A 25,769-nucleotide genomic window follows, 5' to 3' on the forward strand; every position below is an offset into this window, starting at 1 on the left:
CGCGATCTTGCTGGTCAGCCGCCTTATGCCGGCACGAACGGCTTGCCCGCCGGATGGATTCCGGCGAGCAAGCCGTTCGCGGACAATGGCAGCGGAATTCAGCAGTCCTTCCACGCGAAGTGGTAAATCGTGTCCACGCTCGCGTGCTCGGAATCCATTTCGATGAAACTTGCACCGGAGGAGCCGCCCGCGTCCGCACGCAGTTCCGCATTGATGTTCAGGTTACGGCTCTCACCGCACGGCGCGAACACCAGGTCGGCCACGTCGGTGGTGTCGACGGCCCGCCACACGCCGTGGAAGGGGCCGGGGAACGTGTGCCGTACGCGAGCGGTCGGCGACGTCCCGGTGAAGTAGTAGTTGGCCTGCTCGAGCGCGGTCGCTCCGCTCTCGATGTGCGCGAAGCCGCGGTACTCCGCCGAGGCGATCGCGTACGTGAACCCTTGCGGCACGTGGACGAGCACGTTGATCTGGCAGTTCTTCCGGGCCTCGAGCGCGGACGCGCCACCGCCGGCCTTGGCGGTGAAGTTCGTGTAGTGGACCGTGAAGGCCGTGTTGTCCGACGCGACGTCGGCCGACGCGGTGGCCGTGCCCGCCGGGCAGCCGGAGCCGTTGATGGTCTTGATGTCGAGCGTGATTTTTTCGGTCGGAACCGACGCCGCCGGAGAATCGACGGGTGCGACGAGGGCAGACAGAATCATGGCGGCTACGACCGACATACCGAGCATGACGCTCCTCCAAATGGGCCACGGTGCCTAGGTGGTGATGCTGATCGCGCGCGGAGAGGATCGTAGCGCGATCGCAACCTTTCCGACGGCCACTGAACGGAGTAACACGACACGCCCGAGTACGGGAAATCCATTTCCCGCAATTTCCCGTTTCGCGGGCCGGGATAAACGGAGAATCCAAGGTCAAGACTGGTCTGCACCAATGGCGTGCCGGAGCGAATACGGCGGGGTCGACCCGCCGAGCAGCGCTGCGGCGTCGAGCGTCACCGCCCCGCTCCCCCGCTCCGCGAACCGCCGCGCCACCAGCGCGCCCGGCTGCCCGACGTGGTCGGCGCGGCCCGACAGGAAGGCCCACTCGTGCTCGTCCGAACCGAAGTACAGCACCGTCGCGAACACCTCGCGGAACCTCCGCCACGCCGCACGCAGCGTCTCGTTGCGCCACAGCGTCGGGCAGCCCGCCTGGCAGGTCACCACCCCGCCGGGGGCCAGCAGCCGCGCGCAGTGCCCGAGGAAGTCCTTGCCGTACAGGCGATTGTGCTGGGCGCCGGGATCGGCGTTCTCGTCCGGCAGGTCGATCACGACCACGTCGTAGGTGTCGCCCCGGTCCCCGGCCGCGGCCAGGAACGCCCATCCGTCCTCATAGGACACCCGGATCGGGCCGTCCCCGCGCTCGGCCCGCGTCAGGTCCGCCGGGGTGTAGCCGTAAGGCAGGTGCTCGGCGCAGGCGCGCACGGCTCGGGCGTCGATGTCGACGTGGTCGACGAGCGTGGCGCCCGCGGCGACCGCCAGCTCGCAGGCGACCCCTTCGCTCGACCCGATGACGAGCACCCGCCGCACCTGCTCGGCCAGCAGCAGCGCGGGCACCATCAGCGCCTCGTGGTACACGAGCTGGCTCGCCTCGGTGCTCTGGCGCTCGCCGTCGCAGAACAGCGAAACCCCTTGCGCTGTCTTCCCGATCAGCACCTCCTGGTACGGGGTGCGCGCGTGGAACCGCACGTCGCCGACCTGCCAGACGCGGGTGAGGCCGTCGCCGACCGGTTCGTGGATCAAGGGCATCGGCGTTCTCCCCGGTGGAGGACGGACAGGTGGACCGAAGCGGCGTCCAGCGACTTCGCCAGCAACCGCAGCGCTCGCTCGGGATCGGCGCGTTCGCCGCAGGTGAAGACGTCGGCGAAGAGCGATCCGTGCTCGGGGTACGTGTGCACGGACGCGTGCGACTCGGCGAGCAGCGCGATCACGGTGGCGCCCTGCGGCGCGAAGCGCTTCGCCACGACCTCCAGGACCGTCGCGCCCGCTTCCGTCACCGCCGCCCGGAGCAGTTCGCCCAGCCGCGCTGTGTCGTCGAGCAGGCCCGGGTCGACGCCGTGCAGCTCGGCCAGCACGTGCCGCCCGGCGAACCGGCCGACCTCAGACATCGCCCCACCGCCCGACGCAGTGGGTCCGCAGCGGCTCGATCCCGTTGAACCCGACCGAGGCGTAGCTCGCGGTGTAGGCGCCGGTCCCCGGCAGCTCGAGCCGGTCGCCGGTCCGCAGCGACAGCGGCAGTTCGTACGGCGTCCGCTGGTACAGCACGTCGTCGCCGTCGCAGGTCGGCCCGGCGAGCACCACCGGCCCGGCCGGGCCGTCGTGGTGGCCGGCCGGGTCGAACCGGTAGGCGATCGCTTCGTTCTCGGCCTCGGCGAGCCCGTTGTAGCGGCCGATGTCGAGGTACACCCAGCGTCGCCCGCCCCGGTTCGCGACGAGGACCACCTCGGTCCGCAGCAGGCCCGCGTCCGCGACCAGCACCCGGCCCGGCTCCAGCAGCAGCTGGGGCGGCCCGGCCGGGAAGGACGCGTCGAGCGCCGAGGCGATCGTCTTCGCGTACGCCGTCAGCGGCGGGACGGCGGTGCGGTGCCGGGTCGCGAAGCCACCACCGAGGTTGAGCCGCGTCATCCGGACGCCGTGGGCCTCGGCCTCGCCGAACAGCTTCGCCGCCGTGGCGATCCCGATCTCCCACGCGGTGACGTCCGGCTGTTGCGACCCGACGTGGAAGGCGATGCCCGGCCGCAGCCCGAGCGCGGCCGCGCGTGCCACCAGCTCCAGGGCCTCGGCCGGTTCGCAGCCGAACTTCCGGCCGAACGGCGTCGCGGAGTCCGGCGCGTCGAGGACCACTCGGATCGACACGGCCGAGCCCGGCGCGTACCGGCCCAGGTGGTCGACGTCGGCGGGGGCGTCCGAAGTGAACTCGCGGACGCCGCGCCCGAACGCGGCGGCGATGTCGCGCGGCTTCTTGATCGGGTTGCCGTAGGCGATGTCGGCCGGGTCGGCGCCGCGGCCGAGGCACAGGGCGAGTTCGGCCGGGCCGGCGACGTCGAAGCCGATCCCGGCCGCCACCAGCGCGTCGAGCACCGGCGGCGCCGGGTTCGCCTTGACCGCGTACCGGACCAGCGCGCCGGGGAACGCCGAGCGGAACTCGCGCGCCCGGGCCGCGACGGCGTCGGTGTCGACGACCAGGCACGGGGTCGGCGGGTCCCGCTCGTCGAGGAACCGGCGGATGGGGTCGGCGCACACGGCGCCAGTGTCGCAAACGGCGTCAGACGAACCGCCACAGGTGGTCCGGTGTCCCGTTGTCGTCCCACTGCGTCACCTGGGCGCCGTCCGCGGTGGACTGCCGGTCGACCGCCATGACCTTGCCGCTGCGGACGTTGACGAGCTTCGACCAGCCACCGCCGGCGTCCACGATGCGCCAGTTGTGGTCGGGCGTGCCGTTGTCGCGGTACTGCTGCACGTGGGCACCGTTGTCGAGGCTCTGGTCGTGCACGGCCAGGACCTTGCCGCTGTTGCGGTTGACGATCCGGACGGTCCCGTCGCCGTTTTCGACGACCGCCCACAGGTGGTCGGCTGTGCCGTTGTCCGACCACTGGGTGACCTCGGCGGTGTCGGCGAGCGACATCTCCGACACGGCGAGCACCTTGCCCGACCGCTGGTTCTGGAGCTTCCGCCACACCGTCGCCGACGCCGCCGGGCGGGTGAGCAGCGCGAGGTAGCCGCCGGCGACCGGGCGGGCCTGGAAGCCGCGCTGGGTGGCGTCGGCGACGACGTACCAGTCGGTGAACGGCACGCGCTGCGGCGTGGTGTTCGCGAAGCTGTAGACGCCCTCGACCAGCGTGGTGCGGATGGTCGGCTGGTCGGTGAGCCACGCCGCGGTCCACAGCTCCCAGTCGGCCTTCGTGTAGTTGTTGCGCGGGTCGAGCAGGACGCCGTGGGCGCCCGCGTGGGACTGGTACCAGGCGGCCTCCTGGGCCGCGGCACCGAGCGGGACCAGGTCGAGGCCGAGCACGCGGTCGGCGAAGCCGTTGTACTTGAGGCTCCACGTACCGGGCTGGTCGTAGGCGAGCCGCAGGTGCGAGCCGTCCTCGGCGAGGGTCACCCACTGGCTGACGTAGCTGCGGGACGTCGACCGGTACCGCTGCGCGTCGGCGGCGTTGCCGGTCGCGGCGGCGATGATCCCCATCGCGCCGACGCCGATGATGCCCTTCAAGGCGAGGTTCGCGCTGTGGGCGATGAAGCCGGTGAAGTCGTCGGTCTGGTTCTGGAAGCCCGGGTCGAGGGTGTTGGCGACCAGGTACTCCGCCCACTGCCGCAGGATCCGGTAGTGGCTGTTCGCGAAGGCGAGGGCCTCGGCCGACGGGAGGCGCTGTACCAGCGCGGCCGCCATGATCAGCAGGTTGGCCGACTCCTCGACCGGCATGCTCTCCTCGTTGCCGTCGTTGTGCCCGGTGGCGTCCGGGTAGTGGGTACCGAGGTCGTGCTCGGCGAACGGCATCGGCCAGCCGCCGCGCTCGGCGTAGTCCAGCAGCGGCTCCAGCAACAGCCGCAGGTAGGCGGGCGAGAGGTAGAGGTAGGCCGGGAACGCCGGGTAGGTGACGTCCACTGTGGACATGTTGCCGTTGGAGGAGATCTCCTTGAGGAACGCCCACGGCGCGCCGCCCCGGTCGACCAGCTCGGTGCCGCCGAACGCCTGGCGCAGCGCCAGCGCGCAGATCCCGGCGTAGTGCTCGCCGGTGCTGCCGCCACCGGCCGCGGCGACGGCGTCGTCGTGCAGGCGCCGGTCGATCGCGGTGGCGGCCGACAGCGCGGCGGCGTAGTCGTTCGCGAACCAGACGGCCATGTCCTGCCAGCTGCCCCAGTAGTGCGTCCACCAGGGCCGCAGCTCGGTGCCGAGGTAGCGGACCGCGGGGGTGCGGACGTGCCCGATCGCCACCGTGAAGGGCGCCGACGTGCCACCGGCGGGGATGGTGCCGAGGTCGGAGTTGAAAGCCAGCACGGGCCAGCGGTCGCTGATCGCGCGCGGCTGCGCGGTGTCGCTCGTGCCGGGCAGGACACCCTGTCCGGCCGAGGCGGCGCGGACGACGGTGTCCTGCCCGATCTGCCAGCTGGTGCCGGACGTCGGCGCGGCCAGGACCAGCGAGCCCCAGCTCGCCTGGTCGCCGTTTTCCTGCAGTACTCCCGGGCTCGCCGGGGTGCAGCTGAGCAGGGTGTAGCCGCCGGACTGCTGCTGCGTCCAGGTGACGGGGGTCGAGGTGTTGCCGTGCACCCACTCGGCGGAGGCGTCGAAATGCAGGTCGACGGCGTGCGCACGGCCGTCGGCGCTGGCGGCCTGGATGGTCACGTAGCCGAAGGGGACGCACTGGCGCTGCAGGTTCGCCGGATCGACCGGCGAGAAGAACGTGACGGTGAGGTTCACGCCACCGCCGTTCAGGACGTAGCTCGAGCGCGTGCCGGTGACCTGCAGGCTCACCTGGGTCATCGGGGTGAGCGCGGGCCCGGACGGCAGGGCGGGCGCACCGGCGAAGACGTAGGCGGCGCCGTCGATGCGGGCGAGGCCGCACAGCGCGGTGATGTGGCCGGTCCAGAAGCTCGACCAGGTACCGGGGAGGTTGTCGGCGGGCTGCCAGGTGGACAGGTAAGGCGAGCGGACGATGAGCGGAGTGGCGGGCGGCCGGATCGGGCTGAAGGTCCCGGCGGCCGCGGCCCCGGGCAGCCAGAGCGCCGCGGCGACGGCGGCGGCCGAGCCCCCGGCGAGGCGGAGCAGGTCGCGGCGGGTGAGGTGAGCGCGTTCTGGGGAGGACATCGGTGGCCCCTTCCACGGCGGGCGAGCCGAACGGCGGACAACGCACTTTTGCATCGTTGGTACAACGTTGTAAATCCGCCGATGGTCGGTGCGCGCGGTGGCACCGGACCAGTGAAGCCGCAGGTCCGGTGCGCTTCCGAAGCGCCGCGAACGCCTCGGCCCGGCGAGATGGCGCCCGGCTCAGCCCCTCGACCCGCGATCGGCCTTGGCGCGCGGCTGGAGCCGCCCGGACCAGGCCACGCGGCGCGGACGATCCGACGGCGGCCACACGTACGGCAGATCCGGCGGCACACCCGGGAACTGCGCGCGGTAGTGGTCCGGGTCCTTCCGCACGAGCGCGGACTGGTGGCTGCGGTGCAGCGCCTCGTCACCCAGCCAGGGCGGGACGTCTCCGGCCGCCGTCAGCTCGGCCTGCGTCCGGATCACCGTGCCCCCCGACCGAGTGAACTCGTCGGCCAGCTTCGCCGCGCACGTGTCGGCTCCACCCGAGGCGCACCACACCGCGCAGACCTCGAGGCCGTAGCGCGTCAACGCCTCCTCGTACCCCGTCCACATCTTCGCCGCCGGGTGGTGGCGCCAGCCGTAGCCGGGGATCACCAGGGCGCGCAGGACCTGCAGCGCCTCCACGCGCTGCTTGCCGAGCCGGCGCCGGTCGAGCGTGCGAGCACTGGCGGCGAAGTCGGCACAGGGCAGGAACGTCTGCATCGACGCCGGGTTACCCGGCCGCCGGTGTCCCACACCCCTTCGCGGCCCCGACCGGGATCGAAGCCGCGAAGGGGCGACGACACTCACCGGCGGCCGACGTGTCCACGAGCCGTGACCGCCGCTTCGGGTTCGACGGTCACCCGCGGGCGCAGGGGCAGGTTTTCCAGCCCCTCGACGTCGAGCACCAGGAACCAGTGGGCGTTGGCCGGGATGTGGATCTTGAACATCGGTGCGGTGGCCACCCCGCCGTGCATCCGGTAGTACTGCCGGCGCCGGTAAGCCTGGAAGTTGACCTTGGTCAGCAGCCTGACGTTGGCCATCGCGTCCAGGCGGATGGTGACCACCGCGTCTCTTCGCACCTTCCCCAGGTCGAACACCTTCGCTTCCATTGCGTCCCTCTTCCAAGCGTGATTTCCGATTCGGGTTCTTGCGGTCGCGGGCAGCGCGAAACACGCCGCGGAGCGCACGACGGGGCGGAAGAACGGGACGGGACTAACCCGGGCCGGTGCCCGGCTCGCAGGGCCGCCAGAGCGGCACGAAGACCTCGTGCGCCCGCGTGAAGACCCTGAAGTCGCGGGGCCCGTGGCCGGAAGTCAGGAAAGCGGGCGGAATCGGCGACCCGCCACCGCAGCCGACATCGGACGGCGCGGGCGGCACCGGAGCCGGCGGCGGCACGTGCCCGGGAATGCCGGCAGGACCTCCCGTTCGGAGTGCCGAGGCGGGTGCGCGGTGCGAGGCGGCCCCGCGGTCCCGTCCGGACGCCATCGGCCGCGCCACATCGGCCGGCTGGACTGCGGCGCGAACGAACTTCCCTGACGGCAGAGGGGTGACCGCCGCACCACCGGAGGGCACCACCGGATCGGCCGGGTGGATCAGCTTGATCTGCCGGGCCGGCTGGGCGCCGGGTTCACGGCCGGCCGGGCCGGTTACGCCGGTCACCGGCGCGACGATGGGCAGGTCGGCGGCGACCGGGGCGAGGAGGCCCGTCAGCCCGGGAGTGGTGGAGCCGAGCACGGGGCGGACGAGCCCGCCGACGGCGCCGGTCACCGGAGCGACAAGCCCGGCCACCGGCCGGGTCAGGGGCGCGAGGACCGGTTCGACCGAACGCACGACTTCCGACACGGGCGCCAACGCACCGGTCACGGGCGAGGCCACAGCACCGACAACCCCAGAAACCGGCGCGACGACCGGCTTCACGGAAGCCACCACCGGCGACACCACCGCCGCGGCAGCACCGGCCACGGGCGAAACGACAGCTCCTGCGGCCCGCGACACCGGCGCGACAACCTGCTTGGCGGAAGCCGCCACTTGCGACACCACCGCGCCTGCAGCGCCGGTCACCGGCGAAACCGCAGCACCCGCAGCCCGCGACACCGACTCGGCGGAACGCACCACGCGCGACACCGGCTCCCCCACGACCGAGGCGCCGACCGCAGACGGGACAGCAGCTCCCGACCCCGGACCCACCACCGCACCACCGGTGCCGATCCCAGGCGGGACAACAACTCCCGCCGCCCGCCCCGCCACCGCGGCAGCCGCGGCCCGCGGAGTCACAACCGGGCGCGCCGCCGCGGTACCGGCCGCGCTCCGCCCGACAGTCCCGCCGTCCACTCGCCGCTCGGCGGCCGCGGCCGTCCCTCCGGCCTGGGCCGGCTCACCCAGCACCACGCCGATCGGGTCCGGGAGGGCGGGCAGCGTGGCCGCGTCGGCGTGGGATGACGTCAGCCATGACACCAGCCAGAAGCCCGCCACGGCTCCGGCCAGTACCAGCAGCCGGCGCGCGGCGACCGATGCGCCGCCCACGTCGCGAGCCCCGGTCACGTTGGCGAACCTCCAGATGCTTGAGCAGGTCTGGGACGTACCCTCCAACGCGGCACCCCACACCCGCGCTACGGGCCGCTCGTCGCTTCCACTCGTCCGGACTAGTCCTTCGGTGTCAGCAACCCTGAGGGACACGGCCAGTCGGCGGAGGACGATCCGCCAGTCGACCGGTCCGCGATGCGTCTTGGCGAAATCAGGCTTCCTGAGAGCGGCGGTGGCCGGACAGCGCGCCGAGCGCGGTGACTCCGTGCTGCAGCCCTTCCCGGAACGTCGCGCGCTGGCCCGGGCTCATGTCGGCGAGCAGGGCCTGCTCCACCTCCGCGACCGGCGGCGCGCAGTCGGCGAGCAGCGCCCGGCCGGCGTCGGTGAGACCGGCGAGCAGGACGCGCTTGTTGTCCGGCTTCGGCGTCCGCGCGATCAGCCCGCGCTTTTCCAGGGCCAGCACCATTTCGTGCATGGTCTGCGGGCGCAGGAACGACCGGCGGGCCAGCTGCGCCGACGAAAGCGCCCCGCTGGCTTCGAGCACGGTCAGCGCCGTGTACTGCAACGTCGTGAGCCCGAGCGGCCGCAGCGCGTCGTCCAGCAGCGCCCTGATCACCAGCTCGAGCCGCTTGACCAGGTACAGGGTCAACGGCGCACCGGCTGGCTGCTGCTGGGCGGAAGTGCTCACGCCGCCCATCATGGCACCTTCCGCGCCGCCGGGCAGGGGCGCCCGGCGGCTATGCTCCGATCATGGACCACGGCCGGCAGACGCGCGTGCGGCAGGCGCTCGACTCCTTCTTCGGGCCGGCGGAACCCCCGTCCGAACCACAGGTCCTCGACCTCTTCCGCCGCACCGCGGAGACCGTGCCCGCGTACCGAAAGTTCCTGCGGGAGCACGGAATCGCGCCGGATAACGTCACCACGATGGCCGATTTCCGGCGGCTGCCGCTCGTCGACAAGGCGGGCTACCACCGGAAGTACCCGCTGCCGGAACTGTGCCGCGGCGGGACTTTCGCGGGCTGCGACATGATCGCCGTTTCGTCGGGCTCCAGCGGTCACCCGACCGTGTGGCCGCGGGCCCTCGAAGACGAGCTGCACGTGGCCCGGCGGTTCGAGCAGGTGCTCGTGGACGCCTTCGAAGCCGACCGGCGCGGCACCCTCGCCGTCGTCTGCTTCCCGCTCGGCACCTGGGTCGGCGGGCTCTTCACCACCGCGTGCGTGCGCCACCTCGCGGCCAAGGGCTGCCCGATCACCGTGGTGGCGCCGGGCAACAACAAGGCCGAAATCCTGCGGGTGCTGCCCGAGCTGGCGCCGCACTTCGAGCAGGTCGTGCTGCTCGGCTACCCGCCGTTCGTCAAAGACGTCGTCGACACCGGGCTCGCCGAGGGCGTCGACTGGCCCGCGTACGCGATCAAGCTGGTGCTGGCGGGCGAAGTGTTCAGCGAGCAGTGGCGGGACCTGATGGCTCAGCGCGCCGGGATCGCCGACCCGGTCCGGGACATCGCGTCGCTCTACGGCACGGCCGACGCGGGGGTGCTCGGCACCGAAACCCCCTTGTCCGCGGGCATCCGCCGGTTCTTCGCCGGCCGCCCGGACCTGGCGCGGGAGGTCTTCGGCGACGCGCGGCTGCCGACGCTGGTGCAGTACGACCCGGCGAGCCGCTTCTTCGAGGTGCACGAGGGCACGCTCGTCCTCACCGCCGACGGCGGCATCCCGCTCGTCCGCTACCACATCGCCGACGACGGCGGGATCCTGCCGCACGCCGAGCTGCTCGCCTTCTGCGCCCGGCACGGCTTCACGCCGCCGGCCGGCCCGGAGCTTCCGTTCGTGTACGTGTTCGGCCGTTCGCTGTTCACGGTGTCGTTCTTCGGCGCGAACGTGTACCTGGAAAACGTCACCGTGGGCCTGGAACAGCCCGGCATCAGCGACACCGTGACCGGCAAGTTCGTCATCGAGGCCATCGAGGACACCGACCGGGACCGGCGGCTGCTGATCACCGTCGAGACCGCGCCGGGGGCGAGCGCCGACGCCGGGCGGATCGCGGAATCCGTGCGCGCGCAGCTGGTGCGGCTCAACAGCGAGTTCGCGCACTACGTCCCGCCGGAGCGGCAGCTGCCCGATGTCGTCCTGCGGCCCGCGGGCGATCCCGAGTACTTCCCGGCCGGGGTGAAGCACCGGTACACGCGGCGGTCCTAGGGCCGGGCGAGCTTGCGGAACCGTTCGCGCCGCTCGCCGGCCGACGAGCCGTCGGCGATGTCGTCGTCGAACCACGCGCTGAGCTCTGTCCACAGCTCGGCGCGGGCCGCGAAGCCGCTGTCGGTGACCAGCGCGGCTTCGAGCTCGGCGATGTCGGCGACCAGGTGGTCGAGGCGCTGGTCGCACAGCCGCACGTACTCCCGGACGACGATGTTCGCGTCGAAGCCGGTCTTCGCGCGCGGGCCGGCCGCGCCGCGCAGCTGGGCGTGCAGCCGTTCCTCGCAGTACAACGGGAACCCGGAGATCGAGCCCGGGTAGCCGCACTCGGCCGCCCACTCGCGGAACGCGCAGATCGCCTGGTAGCGGGTGTACCAGTCCTGCTTGCCGGCGGCGAGCTGGGTGAGCTTCCGCCAGGCGTCGCGGTCGGCCGAGCGCCAGCGGTCGAGGGTGCGGGCGTCCGGCGGTGCGGGCTCGAGGGCGCGGGTCCGCCAGAAGTGCGCGCGGCAGGCGGCGATCTCGCCGACGAGCTGCCGGACGTAGCTCACCTGCTCCCAGACGTGGGCGCGCTGCGGCCGCAGCGGCGCGGCGCGGTCCGGGGAGAAGGTGATCATCTCGAAGACCCGGAACAGCTCGTGGCCGCGCAGCGCGGCCAGGTCGGGGTCCTCCCCCATCACCCACGAGCGCCGTTCCGGCAGCCGTCCGCTGTGGCTGATCGTCGCGGCGTGGTACAGCTCGCGCACCGCGCGGCGGGCCACCTCGTCGCGGGCTTCGCCTTCGAGACGCGGGTTGCGGGCGTGGTCGCGGAGATCCCGTTCACCACGGGGACCGACCTCGAGCATGGCGACGGCGTACACGCTCGCGGCGTTGTAGCACTCCTCCCACGACCTGCGGGTCCCGGCGGCTTCGACGGTGGCGTCGAGGGCCCGCGGATCCGGCGGCCAGCGCCGGTCCGGGCAGGCGTCGGCCAGCCGCACGCGGCTGCCGGGGTAGGCGGGCCGCGGTTCGGGCACCGCGCCGGTGCCCGGATCGACGTCCGCCATCGCGCGCCGCAGCACCGCCCAGACCAGCGACAGGTCGAGCGCGCGGTTCGTCAGCTGACGGCGGCTGCGGCGCCAGCGCCGCCAAAACCGGCCGTAGTCCTCTACGAGCCGTTCGATTTCGTACTGCGACAGCGCGCAGAAGTAGGACCGCATCTCGGCGGCGCGCTGGTTGTACTCGGCCAGCTGCTCCGGCGTCGCCTCGTGGACGAGGAGCTCCTCGACCGGGACACGCAGCACGCGGCGGTGCAGTTCGAGCCGGTCCGCCCGCGGGCTCGCCTTCGGCCCGGTCCGGACGTCCAGGTCGACGTAGCGGCGGAAGCGCAGCTCGATCGCCGCCCGCAGTTCGGCGCGGCGCTGGGCCCGCGCGTCGCCGGGGGTGCCCGCGGTGGTGCGCCGCACCCACCACGAACCGGCCACGGAGTCGCCGTGGCCGAGGACGAGCGCGTGCCGGTAGCGGGCGATCAGCAGGGCGACGTCGCGGCCGCGGCCGTGGCGGCGGGGCTGGCGCGCGAAGTCGGGGCCGATCCACCACCGGGCGAGGGCCGGGTGACCGCGGCTGCAGACGGTGATCACGTCGTCGTACGTGGCGAGCGCGTCGAGGTGCAGGTCGAGCTGTTCCTGCAGGGCGGCGATTTCGAGTCTGATGTAGACGTTGGACGGGTCGAGGCTGACCGCGCGGTAGTACTCGGCGAGGGCTTCGTCGTAGCGGCGGTAGGTGATGAAGTGGTTGGCGCGCTGGTAGGCGTCGAAGAGCTCGTAGGGGATCTTCGCGTCGCGCCAGGCGGCCCAGTGGATGTTCGTGCGGACGTAGGCGCTGCGCGGGATGACCAGCGCGGCGACCGCGTTCGCGGCGCGGTGCAGCACGCGCGGCCAGTTCTCGTCCTCGATCACCAGCGGGCTCGCGGCGAAGCGCGGGACGCGGACGAGCTCCAGGATGAGCTGGTGGCGGCCGGGGGTGTTGCCGGGGCGGACGGTGCCGGTGACGGTGAACGCGGCAGGTGGCTGCGCGAGGCGGATCAGCTTGGTGACGGCCTTCCACCAGCCGTCCGCGGAGTCGCCGGCGTGCTCGACGATCTGGATGAAGTCGTACGAGGTCCCCGCCCCCGGGACGGATGTCGGGGTGTAGAGGCGGGAGTCGTTGAGGAACCGCTTGAAGGTGGCGGTCAGCTCGACCGCGGAGTCGATCTCGCGGTCGTGGCTGTCCGGCGGCCGTTCGTCGACGAACAGCCGGATGTCGATCTGGTTGGCCCGGTAGGCGGCGGTTTCGAGGCGCGCCCGGCCGGTGAAGTACAGCGTGAGGACGACGGAGACGAGCACGACGGACGTCTGGAGCACGGTCCAGGTCACGACACTGGCGACCTTCGGATCCCGGACGAACGTCCAGGTCTGGAAGAACGGCAGGTAGGGCACGACGGCGAAGCCGGCCGCGACGAGCCCGGCCGTCACCGCGGCGAGCCACCACCGGATCCGGTGCGCTTCCGGCAGCTCGGCCTGGTCGAAACCCCGGTGTCGTCGTGCGGACACCATCGATCACCCCCCTTCGTGTCAGAGTACTCGCGGAGGGGGTGCGATTCGTTACGGGCCGTGATCCGCGAGGTCGGCGATCACCTGGGCGTGGCACGGTTCGGGCACGCACCAGCACCCGAGCCGCCGGCCGCGCAGCTCCGGCAGCAGGGCGAGCAGGTCCGGCCGGGCGAGGAGGTACTCGCGGTACTTGGCGAGAACTTCCTCGCGGGAGCCGTCCGGGCCCGGCCGGAACGGGCTGGCGAGCTTCGAGCCTGCGAGGTGCCAGCCACCGCGGTGCATCGCCCGCCCGACGTAGACGACGTCGGCGTACTCCGGGTCGTCCCGGTGCCCTTTCAGGTTGACGACCGTGGTCGCCATGGCGTCCCTCCTCGCATTCCCGGTGCTTCCGTGGACGGTTTTGTCGGTGCTCGGCGATAGAGTGGAAATCGGGGGCTCCCACGCGCCCATGTCGGCCACTTTACTTGACCCACAAGGAAAATCACGTCTTCGGCGCGCCTGGAGGCCGCCTCGATCGTTTCACCGGATTCAGCGATTTTTATTCGCACGCCTGTTCGGTAGCGTCGTTGCCATGACCACTACGACTCTTTCCTCCGAGCACCCGCACCGCACTACCGTCTTCATCGCCGGACGCCGACCGCGCGCGGGGCGGCGTCCCACCGGACCGGGATCCCAGCCGTCCACCCGGCGATCCCCGGTGGTCCATCTAGTGCATATGCACTATGCTGAAGGCCTACGGTTGAGCCGTCAGCCGCTGCCGGACGTTCCGCGCCCGGGCCGGCAGGATGCCTCTCCGGCACGCCGTCCCGCCACGTCCGGTCCGCCCCCGCTGCCCGACGAAAGGGTGTGCCGCGATGGTTCCCCAGCCACGCTCGGCCGACCGAGAGCTCACCACCACCGACTGGCTGAACGCCGGCGGTCACATGTCGCTGCGCGTGCTGCGCCCCGGACTCCACACCGTGATCGTCGAGGTCACCGGCGAAATCGACCTCAGCACCGCGCGCCGCCTGGACGAGGTCCTCCAGGCCCGCATCCGCAGCCAGGTCGACGAGGTCGTCATCGACCTCTCCGCCGTCACGTTCTTCTCGGTCGCCGGGCTGAACTCGCTGCTGCGGGCCCAGCTGCTCGCCGACACGGCCGGGGCACACCTCACGGTGGACGCCGGGCAGTCGCGCGCGGTGCGGCGGCTGTTCACGCTGCTCCCGACGGACTTCGACGGCGTCTCGAACGTCCGGCCGGTCCGCTGACCGCTCGCGAAGACGCGCTTTACGAAGACGCGCCTTACGAAGACGACTGACCACCCAGCCGCCGGACGGCCTCGACGATCGCGCTGTTCGGCGCGCCCTTCACCAGGTATTCGGTGACGCCGGCGGCGGCGAGCCCGGCGATCGACGCCCGGTCCGCGTAGGCGGAGAAAGCGAGGATGGCGGTACCCGGGCTGCACCGGGCGATTTCGCGGGCCGCCCTGGCACCGCCACCGCCCGGCATCCGGACGTCGAGGACGGCGACCGCGGGGCGGTGCCGCTCGGCGAGCCGGATCGCCTCGTCGACGTCGCCGGCGACCGCGACCACGGCGATGTCGGACTCGGAGTCCAGGACTTCCCGGAGGACGTCGCGGATCATCACGTCGTCGTCGGAGATCAGCACCCGCAGCTCGGTCATGGTTCGAGTCCCGTCGCGTCGGGCAGGATCGGCAGCCAGAACTCGACCGTCGTCCCTTCGCCGGGTGTGCTGGTCACCGAAAGCCAGCCGTGGGCGGCTTCGGCCCGTTCGTGCATTTCGACCATCCCGAAGTGGCCCGCGCCCGCGTCTCCCCCGGCCGTGCCGACGCCGTCGTCGGTGATCCGCACGAGCGTTCCGTTGTCTACAGTGGACAGTGTGACGCCGACCCTGGTGGCCCGGGCGTGCTTGTGGACGTTGCTGAGCGCCTCCTGGCAGATGCGGTACACGGTGATCGCCGCTTCCGGCGACGGCTCGGCCGTCAGTTCGTCACGCACCGAGTGCGCCAGCCCCCAGCGGCCGGCGACGTCGTCGACGTAGGCCGACACCGCCTCCACCAGCCCGTGCCGGTCGAGTTCCGGTGGCCGCAGGCGGGACACCAGGCCGCGCAGGCGGGCGATGGCCGCCTGCACCGACTCGTCGAGGCTGCCGACGGCGCTCGCCTGCGGTTCCGGCAGGCGGGAAGCCAGCAGCTGCAGGCGCATGCCGACGGCCACCATGGACTGGATCGACTCGTCGTGGACGTCCCAGGCGATCCGGCGCCGCTCCACCTCCTGCGCCTCGACCAGGTGCCCGACCAGCCGCCGGCGTTCGCGCAGGGCCTGCTCGGCGTTGCGGCGCTCGGTCATGTCACGGGTGACCTTGCCGAAACCGTGCAGGCGGCCCTGCTCGTCGTACAACGCGGTGATCACCACGTTGGCCCAGAACCGGGTGCCGTCCTTGCGCAGCCGCCACCCCTCGTCCTCCAGCCGGCCCTGCTCGACCGCGACCTCCAGCTCCCGCGCCGGTTTTCCCGCGGCCACGTCCTCGGCCGGGTAGAACACCGAGAAGTGCTTCCCGATGATCTCCGCGGCCGTGTATCCCTTGATCCGTTCCGCACCGGCGTTCCAGCTGGAAATCCGGCCTTCGGTGTCCAGCATGAAGATGCCGTAGTCCTGGACGGTCTGCACCAGCAGGCGGAACCGCTCTTCGCTCTCCCGCAGCGCCAGCTCGGCCATGCGGCGTTCGGTCATGTCGCGGGTGACCTTGCCGAAGCCCTGCAATCGTCCCTGCTCGTCGTACAACGCCGTGATCACCACGTTCGCCCAGAACCGGGTGCCGTCCTTGCGCAGCCGCCACCCCTCGTCCTCCAGCCGGCCCTGCTCGACCGCGACCTCCAGCTCCCGCGCCGGTTTTCCCGCGGCCACGTCCTCGGCCGGGTAGAACACCGAGAAATGCTTCCCGATGATCTCCTCCGCCGCATACCCCTTGATCCGCTCCGCACCGGCGTTCCAGCTCGAAATCCGGCCTTCGGTGTCCAGCATGAAGATCGCGTAGTCCAGTACTCCCTGCACCAGCAGGCGGAACCGGCCGTCGTCCGGCCGGCGCGCGTCGTCCATGCGGTCACTTTGCCGGATCGCGCCCGGTCCGGCACGCCATGGCCTCCGGTGCTCAGCCGGCGAGTTCGGCGGACGTGGCGGGCAGCGCACACCAAACCAGCTTTCCCCGGCCGTGGCGCGCGGTACCCCACGCCGAAGACAGGCGTTCGACGAGGGCGAGACCCCAGCCGCCGTCGGCGCCCGCGGGCCGCCGGGCGGGCAGCGCCGGGCTGTCGTCGAAGACCTCGATGCGGAGCTCCGCGCCGGTCACACTCAACCGGAGGACCGGGTTCCCGCCCGCGTGCTGCAGGGCGTTGGTCGCGAGCTCGGTGACGATCAAGAGCGCGTCGTCGACCGAGACCTCACTCGCCCAGGCCAGCAGCGTGAGCCGGGTGAACCGGCGCACGGCGGCCAGTTCGGCCGCCACGTCGGTCAGGGTGCACTCCGCGGTGAGCGGGGCAGGGATGTTCACGGTCCCAGCCTGGCCGACGGCGCCGGGCCGCGCGAGATGCAAACCACCACCGCGCGCCTGGTGCAGGTGCATCAGCCGATGAGGCCCTCCCGGCGGGCGACGGCGACCGCTTCGAGCTTCGACCGCGCGCCGAGCTTCTCCAGTACCCGCTGCACGTGGTTGCGCGTGGTGTTGCGGGACACGCCCAGGCGCCGGCCGATCTCGTCGGTCGTCGCGCCCTCGGCGAGCAGGTCGAGGGTTTCGCGCTCGCGCGCGGTCAGCGCCGAGCCGCCGGCGGGGCCCCGGCCGGTGAGCCGGTCGAAGACGCCGGGCAGCAGCTCCGGCTCGAAGACCACGGCGCCGGCGGCGACGTCCCGCACGGCGGCCTCCAGCTTGCCGAGCTGGGACGACTTGAGCAGGAGGCCCGCGCCGCCCGCCTGCGCCACCTGCACGGCGACCGCCGGGGTGGCGTCGCCGGTCAGCACCAGCACCCGCGCGCCGGCCGAGCCGAGCTCCGCGATGACGCCGAGGGCGTCGCCGTCGGCCAGCCGCCGGTCCAGCACCACGACGTCCGGGGCGTGCTCGCGCGCGTCGGCGACGGCTTCCGCCCGCGAGCGGGCGCGGCCGACCACGGTGATCCCGTCGGCGCGGTCGAGCGCGAGCTGCAGCGCCTCCGCCACCATGTCGTGGTCCTCGACGAGGAGGACGCGGACGGAATCGGGCTCATCGGCGCTGCTCACGGGTTCCCTCACTGGACGGGTGGCTGACGGCCCATCCTAGGCGCTCGGCGCCTCCGGTGCGGTGCCGCGGATCACCACGCCGGCGAACTGGGCCGCAACAGCCCTTCGGGGCCGGTGGCCGGCAGCCAGTCGAGGAGGTCTTCGTGGTGGCCCGCGCGCCGGAACACCGGCGGGCGGAAGGAACCAGCCGGTGGCCCGGCGATCCGCAGCACCTCGAGGAACCGGGCGACCGCGCGCGGCGGCGGCAGGATCTGGGGGCCGCCGAGGTAGGCGAACACCTTCGCCGCGCCCCCGCCCGCGGGCTCGGCGACCGCCGACCAGCCGTGCACCTCGTCCCAGATCAGGGCCAGGTCGTGGCCCGGCCGGTCCGGGAGGGTGCGGTCCAGGGCGATGTACCCCGACGTCGGCACGTCGAGGTCGAGCGAACACGACTCGAAGCCGACGCCGACGGCCCGGGCGACCCGGGCGAGGTAGGCACGCAGTCCCCGGGCGAAGTGGTACTCGATGTCCCTGCCGAAGCCGATGAGCGTGTTCATGGTTCCGCCTCCCGCACCCGCTGCAGGCCGGAATACCCGATTCGGGGCGCGATCACACTTTCGGGTTCGATGCGGCTTATTCCTCGATCGCCCCGCCCACGGCGCGCAGGTGCGCGCGGAAAGTCAAGGCCGGATCGGTTTCCCGGGCCGCCAGGAATTCACCGAACCGGACCTGACGGCGCAGCGGCTCGCCGCCGCGGATCCGGTCGGCCTGGCGGCGCTCGGTGTCGCGGATCCCCTCCGCCAGCCCGAAGAGCTCGCCCGCGCGGGCCAGCGGGACGAAGAGGACGCCGTCGTCGTCGCCCAGCACGAGGTCCGACGGCCCGATCCGCCAGGTGCCGACGATCGCTTCGGCCAGCCCGCCGTCGACGCGCGGGCCGAGGCCGAGCGGGCCGGTCGGGATCGAGCCGAGGCTGAACACCGGCAGCCCGATGGCCTGGATGTCCGCGGTGTCGCGGTGCAGGCCCCAGATCACCACCCCGGCGAGCCCGGCGGCGCGTGCCTCGAGCACCACGAGGTCGCCGACGCAGCTTTCGTCGAGGCGGCCGCCGTTGTCGACCACCAGCACGCCGCCTTCGGGAGCGCCCTCGAACGCCTCCAGGAAGACGTCGACGCTGCCGACGTGCCGGGCGGGCACGGCCGGTCCGCACAGGCGGCTGCCCGGGACCACCGCACGGGTCGGCGCCGGGGCGCAGCGCACCGGGAGCCCGGCGCGGATGCAGGCGTCGGCGAGGTGGGCGGTGGTCAGCGTCGCGAAGCGCTGCCTGAGTCCTTCGTGCTCCATGCCGCGAACCTAGCCAGCGTCCCGGGTTTCGCGGGTCAGCCACGCGAGGTACTCCGCGCTGCCGCCGACGATCGGGGTGGCGATCACCTCGGGCAGGTCGTAGCCGTGCAGCTGCCCCAGGCGCTCGGTGAGCGCCGGCACGCGGTCCGCGGTCGTCTTGATCTCGACGCGCCACTCCTGATCGGTCCGCACCGCGCCGTCCCACCGGTAGACGCTGGTGATGGGGCCGACGACCTGGGCACAGGCCCCCAGCCGGGCTTCCACCGCCCGCGCGGCCAGCTCCCGCGCCGCCGGCTCCGAGTCGGTCGTGGACGTCACGATCACGTGCTCTGCGGTCATGCCGTGAGGCTACTGGCTCAGGGTGTCGGCTTCGCGCTCGTCGTGTCCGTCGTGGTGGTGGGCGTGGTGGTCGTCGTGGGTGTCGTGGTGCGGGTCGGCGTGGTGGTCCGGGGCGGTGTCTTGTGCCTGGTCGTCGCCGGCGGGTTCGTCCGCGGGGGCACGACCGTCGCGTGCGTCGTCTGCGGTTCCTCCGGCGACGCCAGCGTCACCAGGGTCGGCGTCTCGCTCTCCGCGCTCGTGGCCGGCGTCGTCGTGGTGCCGGACGGCCTGCCGCCGGAACTGCTCACCGCGACGGCCACCCCGCCGATCGCCACGACCGCCACCGCGCACAGGCCGATGACGACCCCGCGGCGCGAGGCCCGCCGTCCCGGGGTCGGGCCGCCGGCCTTGCCGCGCCCCAGCGAGGGCGGCGGTGCGCCCGCTCCGAACCCCGGGCCGGCCTGCACCCGCGTCTCCTCCCGCGGCGCCGGCACGCGCGGCGCGGCGGGCTGCGGGGGCGGCGCGACGGGCCGGATCGCCGGGTGCGACTGCGTCGCCTGCACCAGCCCCGACCGTCCGGAGGCCAGCGCGGCGGCGCCGAGCGCGACGCCGTACTTCGGGTGGATGTCCACGGCGGTCGGCCTGCCGAGTTCGGCCGACACCAGCTGGGACACCAGCGGGATCCGCGACGACCCACCGACCAGCAGCACCGCGCCGAGATCGGCCGGGCGGAGGTTCGCCGAGCGCAGCGCGCGGTGCAGCGAGCCGATCGTCGCGGTGATCGACGGGCGGATCATCTCCTCGAACTCGCCCCGGGTCAGCCGGACCTCCGTCTGCACCGACGGCAGCAGCACCGGGACGGCGGTTTCGGTGTCGGCGGACAGGGCTTCCTTCGCCAGCACGCATTCCTGGCGCAGCCGCACGACCGCGGCCACCGCCCCCGCGTCGTCGGGGTCGATCTGCGACAGCTTCCCGTCGAGCGCCCGGTCGACGTGCCCGAAGACGGCTTCGTCGAAGTCGACGCCGCCGAGGCCCTCGATGCCTTCCGGGGTCCCGAGGATCTCGAAGCCGCCGCCGCGCTTGCGGAGCACGGTCGCGTCGAAGGTGCCCCCGCCGAGGTCGTACACCGCGACGACGGCGCCGTCGTCCAGGCGTTCCTGGGCCGCGTAGTGCGCCGCCGCCGCTTCGGGCTCGGTGATCAGGGCGACGCGGTCGATCCCGGTCAGCCGCGGCACTTGCTCGAACAGCTCCCGCTTGTACGGCCCCCAGTTCGCCGGGTGGGTCAGGGTGATCCGGTCCGGGCGGCCGCCCTGCTGCCCGGTGACCGTCCGGACCACGTACCCGAGCAGGTGGGCCATCAGCGACGCGACCGAATGCGGCGCGCCGCCGAGCAGCACCGGCGTCGGATCGCCGAGGCGCCGCTTGAACTCCCGCGCCACGCGGTCGGGTTCGACGGCCGCACGCCGGCTCGCCGCGTCCCCGACCAGCACCCCGCCGTCGGCCCGCAGCAGCACCACCGACGGGATGGCCGCCGTGCGGTCGCCGAGCGACACCATTTCGACGTGGCCGGCACTGTCGACGGCAGCGGCCGTGAAGGTCGTGCCGAGGTCGATGCCCAGTCCGTAGCCCATGTCAGCCTCCGCCGCCGGTGTGCGCGTGGTCCAAAGTCGGGTGTTCCTCCGGAACCTGCACCGGTTCCGGGTCTTCGAGGTGGTCGTGGTGTGTTTCGTGCTCCGGCGGCGGCTCCGCCGACGGCAGTTGCTCGGGCGGCGGCGGGGCTTCGGGCGGCGGCTCGTCCGGCACGCGGCCGTGGTCCGGCAGGTGGCCCACGTCCGGCTTGGGGCCGGGCTCGTGCCGCGGCGGTGGCTCGAAGGGGTGCTCCTGCTCGGCCGGGTGCGGCCGGGCGCCCGTCACCTCTCCGGCGTCGTGGTGCTTCGGCTCGGGCTCGGTGACGAAGCTGTGCTTCGGCGCCGGGTGCTCGGCGAGCGAGTTCGAGGCGGCCAGCGTCGTCGTCTCGACGGCGACCGGAGGCGGTGTCGTGTCCACTGTGGACGGCTGACGGCCGAACGTGACGACCGGTGGCGACGGCGGCCCGGGCAGCGACGGTGCCGGAGCGGTGACCGAGGTGGTCACCGTGGTGCCGCGGGCCTTGTCGCCGACGGTCTCCGTCTGGTGGATGGCCGGCCCGGCCGGCTCCCCGAAGGGGTCCTCGGCCTTCGCCTGCTCGTCCACGCTGATCCCGACGTCGATGCCCGGCGGACCGGTCTCGGCTTCGTCGAGGACGACCGTCTCCTCCTGGAACACCTCGATGTCGCCGTGCCCGGGCGCGTCCGGCGTGAGCTCGTAGGTCAGCGAGCCCTCGTGTTCCACGCTGATCGTGCCGTCCGGGTTCTCGTGCACCACGATGCCGGCGTCCTGGACGATGTCGATGTCCGTGTCGCCGGGCGTCCCGTCGCCGGGCACGACGAGGTGCTGGTGGTCGACGTACACCTCGTCGTGGCCGTGGTTGTGCACGACGAACCGTTCGGTCGCGTCGATGATGAAGTTCCCGAACTCGTCCTCGCGGACGTCGATCTGCTCGAACTCCTCGACGGTCGGCAGCTCTTCGACCGGTGTGCCGCTCGTCGTCTCCGGATGCCAGACGGTGCCCGTCCGCGCTTCCACCGAGCCGTCTTCGCCGCGGGTGACGGTGTGGGTCTCCACCTCGGGCACGTACTCGTGCCCGCCGGTCTCGTGCGCCGCCGTCTCCGCCGCGACCGGTTCCGGTGGGGACGGTGGCGGGGGCGCCGGCGACGGTCCGCCGGGGGTGAGCAGGTTGCCGGCGACTTCCGACGCGACGGCGCCGGCGACGGCACCGGCCGCCCGCTTGATCTTCTTCGGCAGTTCGTTCACGACAAGACCTCCGCCCGCGCTTCGCTGAGCAGGATTCCTTCGCAGGTGCGCACGAGAACGCGGGCGGCGTCGCGGACATCGCGCGGCGACGCGGGGTGCTCGGCACGCCGCTGCCACCTCAGCAGCTGCGCGCCGAGCGCCTGCCGGATCGCGGTGCGGCCCGCGTCCGCCGGCAGGCCCAGCCGGCTCGGCACGTCCACCCCGGCCGCGCCGAGCAGCCGTTCCGCGTCGCGGGCCTCGTCGGTGGTGAACAGCACGACGCCGAGCCGGATCGAGTCGATCAGCTGGATCTCGGCGAACTCGTGCGCGCCGGCGACGATCCGCTCCCATTCGTGCAGCAGCCCGCCGGTGCGGTCGGGGTAGGCGCGCAGCACCGGTTCCACGGCCTGCAGCGCCGAGCGGGCCTTGAGCACGTCGGCCCGCGCGGCGAACTGGGTGGTCAGCAGCGCGCGCAGGCGGTGCAGGCCGCTGCGGGCCAGCAGCTCGCCCGACAACGCCCGCGCGCCGCTCACGTGGCCGCCGCGGGTCAGCTCGACCGCCAGCCGGACGCCGAAGAGCCCGTAGCGGCCCAGCAGCTCGGTGCGTTCGCGGGCCGGCAGTTCCACTTCGGACTCCGCGCGCGCGAACCGGTCGGCGGACGTCAGCAGCCGCGCCACCTCGGCTTCGGGCGCGCCGGCCAGCACCCGGAACGCGTGGTGCTCCGACTCCTTCAGCGACGCCGCCGAGCTGGCCAGCAGGCCGGCCACCGGGACCACGGTCTGGCAGAGACCCCGCACCCGGGGGTCACGGGCGTAGCGGTCGGCGATCTTCGCCGCCGAGTCCAGCGCGTCGGTCCGGGCGTGCCCGACCTCGTCGGCCTTCGCCAGCACGCCGATCGTGTTCACCGGGCGCCGCTGCGCGGGGTCGTCGTGGAACGCCTCGAGGAACCGGACGTCGTCACCGTGCACGTGCCGCATCAGGTAGATCACCGCGTCCGCGGTGCCCACGCCGTCGCCCTCGGGTACCAGCGCCACCTCGGTGCGTTCGGAGACCGCCGAACGGGCCGAGCCGAGCCCGGGCGTGTCGATCAGGGTCATCGCGCGCAGCGCCGGCGACGGCCAGTCGACGACGAGCCGTTCGACCTGGTCGGGCGCCATCCCGAGGTCGACGCCGAGCGTGCCGGACAGGCGCCCGAACGGCAGCTGCCGCGGCATGCCGCGCAGCGGGTGCAGCATGATCCGGTAGGTCGGGCCGTTGCGGTACCAGGTGACGACGCGGGTGCACTCCCCCGCGTCGGTCGCCGCGAGCTCCTGGCCGACCAGTGCGTTGAGCAGCGTGGACTTCCCGGCCTTGACCCGGCCGGCGATCGCGACGCGCAGCGGCTCGGCCAGCCGGCCGGCGATCTGCCGCAGCACCGGCTCGGCCGGGGTGCCGGCGTATCCGGCGCACGCGCGGGCGACGAACCCGCGGACCTGGAAGTACAGCGGCGGTGTCATCGCGTCACCGCCGGGACGGGCTTGGGCGCGCTGCGCACCGTGAGTTCCTCGGCGCGGCGGCCGAGCACCTCGAGGGCTTCGATGTCGGCCTCCAGCCGCTTGAGTTCGGCCGCCTCGGCGTCGTCGTCGACGACGGCCTTCTTCGCGTTCGCCAGGGCTTCGGTCAGGGACCGCTGCAGTTCTTCGACACGCGAGCCGTAGGCGTCCCGGAGTTCGCGCTGCACGGTCCGCATCGCGTCGCGGGAGTCCTTGCCGACCTGGAGGTTGAACTCGTCGACGAACCGGCGCACGGCGGTCTTGGCCAGGCTGCGGCGCTTTTCCAGCTGCCGCTTGCGTTCGTCGAGGAAGCCGGAGCGCCCCATCAGCAGGCCGGCGGCGACGCCGAAGGGGGTCGGGATGGCCAGCGCGGCCATCTTCGTGAGCATGGAGAACATCAGGAAGCCGCTGTAGGCCTTCTGGAACGCGGCCATCCCGGTGGCGCCGCGGGTCTTGACGCCGGTGAAGGAGGAGTCGATGTCGATCTCCTCGACCACCTGGACGGGCGCCTGGACCTCGCGCGGCAGCACGGCCTGGGACTCGGCGAGCTCGAAGTGCTCGGCCACGCGGCCGGCGAGGCCGCGGGCCTGCTTGACGAAGGCCGCGTAGTTCTCCAGCGTCTCGTTGGCGAGGCGCTGGCGCAGCCACTTCTCGAACTCCGCCCAGTTCTTGGCGGGGTCACCCTCTTCGATGGCCTCTTCGGCCTCGTGCAGCACGCCGCGGGAGCGGGCGCGCAGGTCGTAGTCCACATCGGACGAGATGTCGGCGAAGCCGTCGAAGAGCAGCTGCTGCCACTTCGCGGACTGGCTGCGCAGCGCGTCGACGCGGTCGTTCACGCGGCCGAGTTCCTCGACGAGCGCGGCGGACTGCTCGGGGTGCGCGAGCGCGGTGCGGCGGGCGCGCAGGGCCGCGTGCAGCTGCCCGACCGCGGACCCGACGTGCAGGCCGACGGCGTTCAGCGCGGAGCGCTCGGCGTCCCCGACCACGCCCTGCAGCCGCTTCACCAGCTGCGGGAAGCCGGATTCGACGTTCATCTCCTGGTCGGCCGAACGGGCCGCGACGGTGCGCAGCTCGGAGGAGACGGCGACGGTGTCGATGGTGATCCCGCACGCGTCGAGGTGGCCGGCGTTGAGTTCGAGGATCCGCCGCCAGTGCGGGTAGAGGTCGATCTTGGTGAGGACGAAGAACACGGTCGGGCAGAGTTCTTTCACGGTCCGGAGGAACCGCAGCTCGGCACCGGTGAGTTCCTGCGAGGCGTCGGAGAGGAAGAGGACGGCGTGCGCCCGCGGCAGCGAGCTGACGGTGACGGCGTTGTGCAGCGAGCCGAGCCCGCCGACGCCGGGGGTGTCGACCAGCACCAGCCCGCCGGAAAGCAGCTGGCGGCTGATCGACGCGGTGACCGACTTGAGTTTGCGGACGTTGCCGGGGTTCCCGGCTTCGCTCACGTGAGTAGGAAGGTCTTCGAGGGAGATCCGCTCGGTCCACGGCGGCGACGACGGGTCGGCCGGTTCGTAGGTCGCCAGAGCCCCGGACTCCGGCGCGTAGCGGACGACGGTCGGCACCGCGGTCGCGATGTCGTCGTCGACCGGGCAGATCTTGGCGGTCAGCAGCGCGTTGATGAGAGAGCTCTTGCCCTGCTTGAATTCGCCGACCACGTAGACGGTGACGTCGGGTTCGGACAGCAGGCGCCGGGCGTCGGTGAGTCGCTGGACGAGGTCGTCCCGCCCGTAGGCGTTGGCACCCTTGACGGCGAGGTCGAGAGTGTCGAGGGCGATGCGCCCCCCGCCGCTCGGCTCCTGCATGACCGCTCCTTGCTGCTTACGCCGGCTCAGACGTGCGGGTCGACGTCGTGGTGGTGGTAGTCGGCGTGGTGGTCGTGCCCGCCGCCGTGGTGGTGCTCGTGCTCGTGGTGGTGTTCGTGCTCGGTGGCCGCCTGCTCGTTGAACTGGTCGCCGCCGTGGCCGTGGTGCCCGTGGGCCTGTTCGTTCTGGAAGATGTTCCCGTGGCCGCCCGTGGAGGCCTGCTCGTTGAACTGGTTGCCGCCGTGGCCGCCCGAGCCCTGCTCGTTCTGGAAGATGCTCCCGTGGCCGCCGGTCGAGGCCTGCTCGTTGAACTGGTTGCCGCCGTGGCCGCCCGAGCCCTGCTCGTTCTGGAAGATGCTCCCGTGACCGCCGGTCGAGGCCTGCTCGTTGAACTGGTTCCCGCCATGGCCACCCGAGCCCTGCTCGTTCTGGAAGATGCTCCCGTGACCGCCCGTGGAGGCCTGCTCGTTGAACTGGTTCCCACCGTGGCCACCCGAGCCCTGCTCGTTCTGGAAGATGCTCCCGTGACCGCCCGTGGAGGCCTGCTCGTTG

Annotated in this window: 25 protein-coding genes; 2 read left to right on the top strand and 23 right to left on the bottom strand. The window is 72.6% G+C overall.

The genetic code is table 11. The annotated features are described in order from the left end of the window. Nucleotides 1-98: 98 nt before the first annotated feature. The 9 genes from AB0G28_RS32260 to AB0G28_RS32300 all read right to left on the bottom strand — a co-directional run bounded on the left by AB0G28_RS32260 (nucleotide 99) and on the right by AB0G28_RS32300 (nucleotide 9,046). Nucleotides 99-698, bottom strand: a complete 600-nt coding sequence (locus AB0G28_RS32260) for a DUF4360 domain-containing protein (protein WP_361097631.1) — start codon at nucleotides 696-698, stop codon at nucleotides 99-101. 210 nt (nucleotides 699-908) lie between these two features. After that, complete coding sequence (locus AB0G28_RS32265; RefSeq protein WP_361097634.1) at nucleotides 909-1,781, bottom strand: spermidine synthase; 873 nt, start codon at nucleotides 1,779-1,781, stop codon at nucleotides 909-911. Beyond that, on the bottom strand, nucleotides 1,772-2,140 hold the full coding sequence (gene speD / locus AB0G28_RS32270; protein ID WP_361097637.1) for an adenosylmethionine decarboxylase: 369 nt from the start codon (nucleotides 2,138-2,140) through the stop codon (nucleotides 1,772-1,774). The genes AB0G28_RS32265 and speD overlap by 10 nt, the downstream gene beginning before the upstream one ends. Then, nucleotides 2,133-3,275, bottom strand: a complete 1,143-nt coding sequence (locus tag AB0G28_RS32275) for a type III PLP-dependent enzyme (protein ID WP_361097640.1) — start codon at nucleotides 3,273-3,275, stop codon at nucleotides 2,133-2,135. Before AB0G28_RS32275 ends, speD begins: the two co-directional genes overlap by 8 nt. Before the next feature lie 22 nt (nucleotides 3,276-3,297). Beyond that, nucleotides 3,298-5,838, bottom strand: a complete 2,541-nt coding sequence (locus tag AB0G28_RS32280; protein WP_361097643.1) for a DUF5127 domain-containing protein — start codon at nucleotides 5,836-5,838, stop codon at nucleotides 3,298-3,300. Nucleotides 5,839-6,018: 180 nt separating this feature from the next. Beyond that, the gene (locus AB0G28_RS32285; RefSeq protein WP_361097646.1) at nucleotides 6,019-6,543 is read right to left on the bottom strand and encodes an MSMEG_6728 family protein; all 525 of its coding nucleotides are present in this window, start codon (nucleotides 6,541-6,543) and stop codon (nucleotides 6,019-6,021) included. 83 nt (nucleotides 6,544-6,626) lie between these two features. Beyond that, nucleotides 6,627-6,932 (bottom strand): DUF1883 domain-containing protein, encoded by a 306-nt coding sequence (locus AB0G28_RS32290; protein ID WP_361097649.1) that lies wholly within the window; start codon nucleotides 6,930-6,932, stop codon nucleotides 6,627-6,629. Between the two features lie 103 nt (nucleotides 6,933-7,035). Continuing rightward, nucleotides 7,036-7,947 carry a hypothetical protein gene (locus AB0G28_RS32295; protein WP_361097652.1) on the bottom strand — a complete coding sequence of 304 codons (912 nt, stop codon included), beginning with the start codon at nucleotides 7,945-7,947 and terminating at the stop codon, nucleotides 7,036-7,038. Between the two features lie 610 nt (nucleotides 7,948-8,557). After that, nucleotides 8,558-9,046 (bottom strand): MarR family transcriptional regulator, encoded by a 489-nt coding sequence (locus AB0G28_RS32300; protein ID WP_361097655.1) that lies wholly within the window; start codon nucleotides 9,044-9,046, stop codon nucleotides 8,558-8,560. 50 nt (nucleotides 9,047-9,096) lie between these two features. On the opposite strand from AB0G28_RS32300, the gene AB0G28_RS32305 reads away from it, so the two are divergent. Continuing rightward, entirely contained in the window at nucleotides 9,097-10,542 is a 1,446-nt protein-coding gene (locus AB0G28_RS32305) for a phenylacetate--CoA ligase family protein (RefSeq protein WP_361097658.1), read from the top strand. On the opposite strand, the gene AB0G28_RS32310 is transcribed toward AB0G28_RS32305, so the two are convergent. Further along, a complete protein-coding gene (locus tag AB0G28_RS32310; RefSeq protein WP_361097660.1) occupies nucleotides 10,539-13,109 on the bottom strand; it encodes a hypothetical protein in 2,571 nt (856 codons plus the stop codon). The two genes, AB0G28_RS32305 and AB0G28_RS32310, sit on opposite strands and share 4 nt — an antisense overlap. A gap of 48 nt (nucleotides 13,110-13,157) precedes the next feature. After that, nucleotides 13,158-13,466 (bottom strand): DUF4326 domain-containing protein, encoded by a 309-nt coding sequence (locus AB0G28_RS32315; protein ID WP_361097663.1) that lies wholly within the window; start codon nucleotides 13,464-13,466, stop codon nucleotides 13,158-13,160. Between the two features lie 494 nt (nucleotides 13,467-13,960). Here AB0G28_RS32315 and AB0G28_RS32320 point away from each other — a divergent pair, with 494 nt between their 5' ends. Next, complete coding sequence (locus AB0G28_RS32320; protein ID WP_361097666.1) at nucleotides 13,961-14,353, top strand: STAS domain-containing protein; 393 nt, start codon at nucleotides 13,961-13,963, stop codon at nucleotides 14,351-14,353. Nucleotides 14,354-14,387: 34 nt separating this feature from the next. Here the strand turns inward: AB0G28_RS32320 and AB0G28_RS32325 are convergent, their stop codons facing one another. From AB0G28_RS32325 to AB0G28_RS32380, 12 genes are all read right to left on the bottom strand, one after another. Next, a complete protein-coding gene (locus tag AB0G28_RS32325) occupies nucleotides 14,388-14,768 on the bottom strand; it encodes a response regulator transcription factor (RefSeq protein WP_361097669.1) in 381 nt (126 codons plus the stop codon). After that, a complete protein-coding gene (locus AB0G28_RS32330) occupies nucleotides 14,765-16,204 on the bottom strand; it encodes a PAS domain S-box protein (RefSeq protein ID WP_361097672.1) in 1,440 nt (479 codons plus the stop codon). The genes AB0G28_RS32325 and AB0G28_RS32330 overlap by 4 nt, the downstream gene beginning before the upstream one ends. A gap of 52 nt (nucleotides 16,205-16,256) precedes the next feature. Next, nucleotides 16,257-16,655 (bottom strand): ATP-binding protein, encoded by a 399-nt coding sequence (locus AB0G28_RS32335; RefSeq protein ID WP_361097675.1) that lies wholly within the window; start codon nucleotides 16,653-16,655, stop codon nucleotides 16,257-16,259. 71 nt (nucleotides 16,656-16,726) lie between these two features. Beyond that, nucleotides 16,727-17,374, bottom strand: coding sequence for a response regulator transcription factor (locus AB0G28_RS32340; protein ID WP_361097678.1), 648 nt, complete (start codon nucleotides 17,372-17,374; stop codon nucleotides 16,727-16,729). A 71-nt stretch (nucleotides 17,375-17,445) separates the two neighbouring features. Beyond that, entirely contained in the window at nucleotides 17,446-17,910 is a 465-nt protein-coding gene (locus AB0G28_RS32345) for a DUF6292 family protein (RefSeq protein ID WP_361097681.1), read from the bottom strand. 76 nt (nucleotides 17,911-17,986) lie between these two features. Further along, nucleotides 17,987-18,694, bottom strand: a complete 708-nt coding sequence (locus AB0G28_RS32350; protein ID WP_361097684.1) for an RraA family protein — start codon at nucleotides 18,692-18,694, stop codon at nucleotides 17,987-17,989. A 9-nt stretch (nucleotides 18,695-18,703) separates the two neighbouring features. Beyond that, nucleotides 18,704-19,033 (bottom strand): divalent-cation tolerance protein CutA, encoded by a 330-nt coding sequence (cutA, locus tag AB0G28_RS32355; RefSeq protein ID WP_361097687.1) that lies wholly within the window; start codon nucleotides 19,031-19,033, stop codon nucleotides 18,704-18,706. Between the two features lie 17 nt (nucleotides 19,034-19,050). Continuing rightward, nucleotides 19,051-20,643: an Hsp70 family protein gene (locus AB0G28_RS32360; RefSeq protein ID WP_361097690.1), complete on the bottom strand. Its 1,593-nt coding sequence runs from the start codon at nucleotides 20,641-20,643 to the stop codon at nucleotides 19,051-19,053. A gap of 1 nt (nucleotide 20,644) precedes the next feature. Next, nucleotides 20,645-21,904, bottom strand: a complete 1,260-nt coding sequence (locus AB0G28_RS32365; RefSeq protein ID WP_361097693.1) for a hypothetical protein — start codon at nucleotides 21,902-21,904, stop codon at nucleotides 20,645-20,647. Continuing rightward, nucleotides 21,901-23,379, bottom strand: coding sequence for a dynamin family protein (locus tag AB0G28_RS32370; RefSeq protein WP_361097696.1), 1,479 nt, complete (start codon nucleotides 23,377-23,379; stop codon nucleotides 21,901-21,903). The genes AB0G28_RS32365 and AB0G28_RS32370 overlap by 4 nt, the downstream gene beginning before the upstream one ends. Beyond that, on the bottom strand, nucleotides 23,376-25,217 hold the full coding sequence (locus tag AB0G28_RS32375) for a dynamin family protein (protein WP_361097700.1): 1,842 nt from the start codon (nucleotides 25,215-25,217) through the stop codon (nucleotides 23,376-23,378). Before AB0G28_RS32375 ends, AB0G28_RS32370 begins: the two co-directional genes overlap by 4 nt. Nucleotides 25,218-25,243: 26 nt before the next feature. Continuing rightward, on the bottom strand, nucleotides 25,244-25,769 hold a 526-nt coding region (locus AB0G28_RS32380), incomplete at its 5' end, for a glycoprotein (protein WP_361097703.1).

Origin of the sequence: Amycolatopsis sp. NPDC021455 (assembly GCF_040640995.1) — a bacterium.
Taxonomy (GTDB): Bacteria; Actinomycetota; Actinomycetes; order Mycobacteriales; family Pseudonocardiaceae; genus Amycolatopsis.

Coding starts and splice junctions, on each gene's coding strand:
- AB0G28_RS32320 (WP_361097666.1), top strand. CDS start 13,961: ATGGTTCCCCAGCCACGCTCGGCCGACCGAGAGCTCACCACCACCGAC.
- AB0G28_RS32265 (WP_361097634.1), bottom strand. CDS start 1,781: ATGCCCTTGATCCACGAACCGGTCGGCGACGGCCTCACCCGCGTCTGG.
- AB0G28_RS32330 (WP_361097672.1), bottom strand. CDS start 16,204: ATGGACGACGCGCGCCGGCCGGACGACGGCCGGTTCCGCCTGCTGGTG.
- AB0G28_RS32285 (WP_361097646.1), bottom strand. CDS start 6,543: ATGCAGACGTTCCTGCCCTGTGCCGACTTCGCCGCCAGTGCTCGCACG.
- AB0G28_RS32345 (WP_361097681.1), bottom strand. CDS start 17,910: ATGAACACGCTCATCGGCTTCGGCAGGGACATCGAGTACCACTTCGCC.
- AB0G28_RS32375 (WP_361097700.1), bottom strand. CDS start 25,217: ATGCAGGAGCCGAGCGGCGGGGGGCGCATCGCCCTCGACACTCTCGAC.
- AB0G28_RS32315 (WP_361097663.1), bottom strand. CDS start 13,466: ATGGCGACCACGGTCGTCAACCTGAAAGGGCACCGGGACGACCCGGAG.
- AB0G28_RS32350 (WP_361097684.1), bottom strand. CDS start 18,694: ATGGAGCACGAAGGACTCAGGCAGCGCTTCGCGACGCTGACCACCGCC.
- AB0G28_RS32300 (WP_361097655.1), bottom strand. CDS start 9,046: ATGATGGGCGGCGTGAGCACTTCCGCCCAGCAGCAGCCAGCCGGTGCG.
- AB0G28_RS32305 (WP_361097658.1), top strand. CDS start 9,097: ATGGACCACGGCCGGCAGACGCGCGTGCGGCAGGCGCTCGACTCCTTC.
- AB0G28_RS32280 (WP_361097643.1), bottom strand. CDS start 5,838: ATGTCCTCCCCAGAACGCGCTCACCTCACCCGCCGCGACCTGCTCCGC.
- AB0G28_RS32260 (WP_361097631.1), bottom strand. CDS start 698: ATGATTCTGTCTGCCCTCGTCGCACCCGTCGATTCTCCGGCGGCGTCG.
- cutA (WP_361097687.1), bottom strand. CDS start 19,033: ATGACCGCAGAGCACGTGATCGTGACGTCCACGACCGACTCGGAGCCG.
- AB0G28_RS32360 (WP_361097690.1), bottom strand. CDS start 20,643: ATGGGCTACGGACTGGGCATCGACCTCGGCACGACCTTCACGGCCGCT.
- AB0G28_RS32310 (WP_361097660.1), bottom strand. CDS start 13,109: ATGGTGTCCGCACGACGACACCGGGGTTTCGACCAGGCCGAGCTGCCG.
- speD (WP_361097637.1), bottom strand. CDS start 2,140: ATGTCTGAGGTCGGCCGGTTCGCCGGGCGGCACGTGCTGGCCGAGCTG.
- AB0G28_RS32290 (WP_361097649.1), bottom strand. CDS start 6,932: ATGGAAGCGAAGGTGTTCGACCTGGGGAAGGTGCGAAGAGACGCGGTG.
- AB0G28_RS32370 (WP_361097696.1), bottom strand. CDS start 23,379: ATGACACCGCCGCTGTACTTCCAGGTCCGCGGGTTCGTCGCCCGCGCG.
- AB0G28_RS32325 (WP_361097669.1), bottom strand. CDS start 14,768: ATGACCGAGCTGCGGGTGCTGATCTCCGACGACGACGTGATGATCCGC.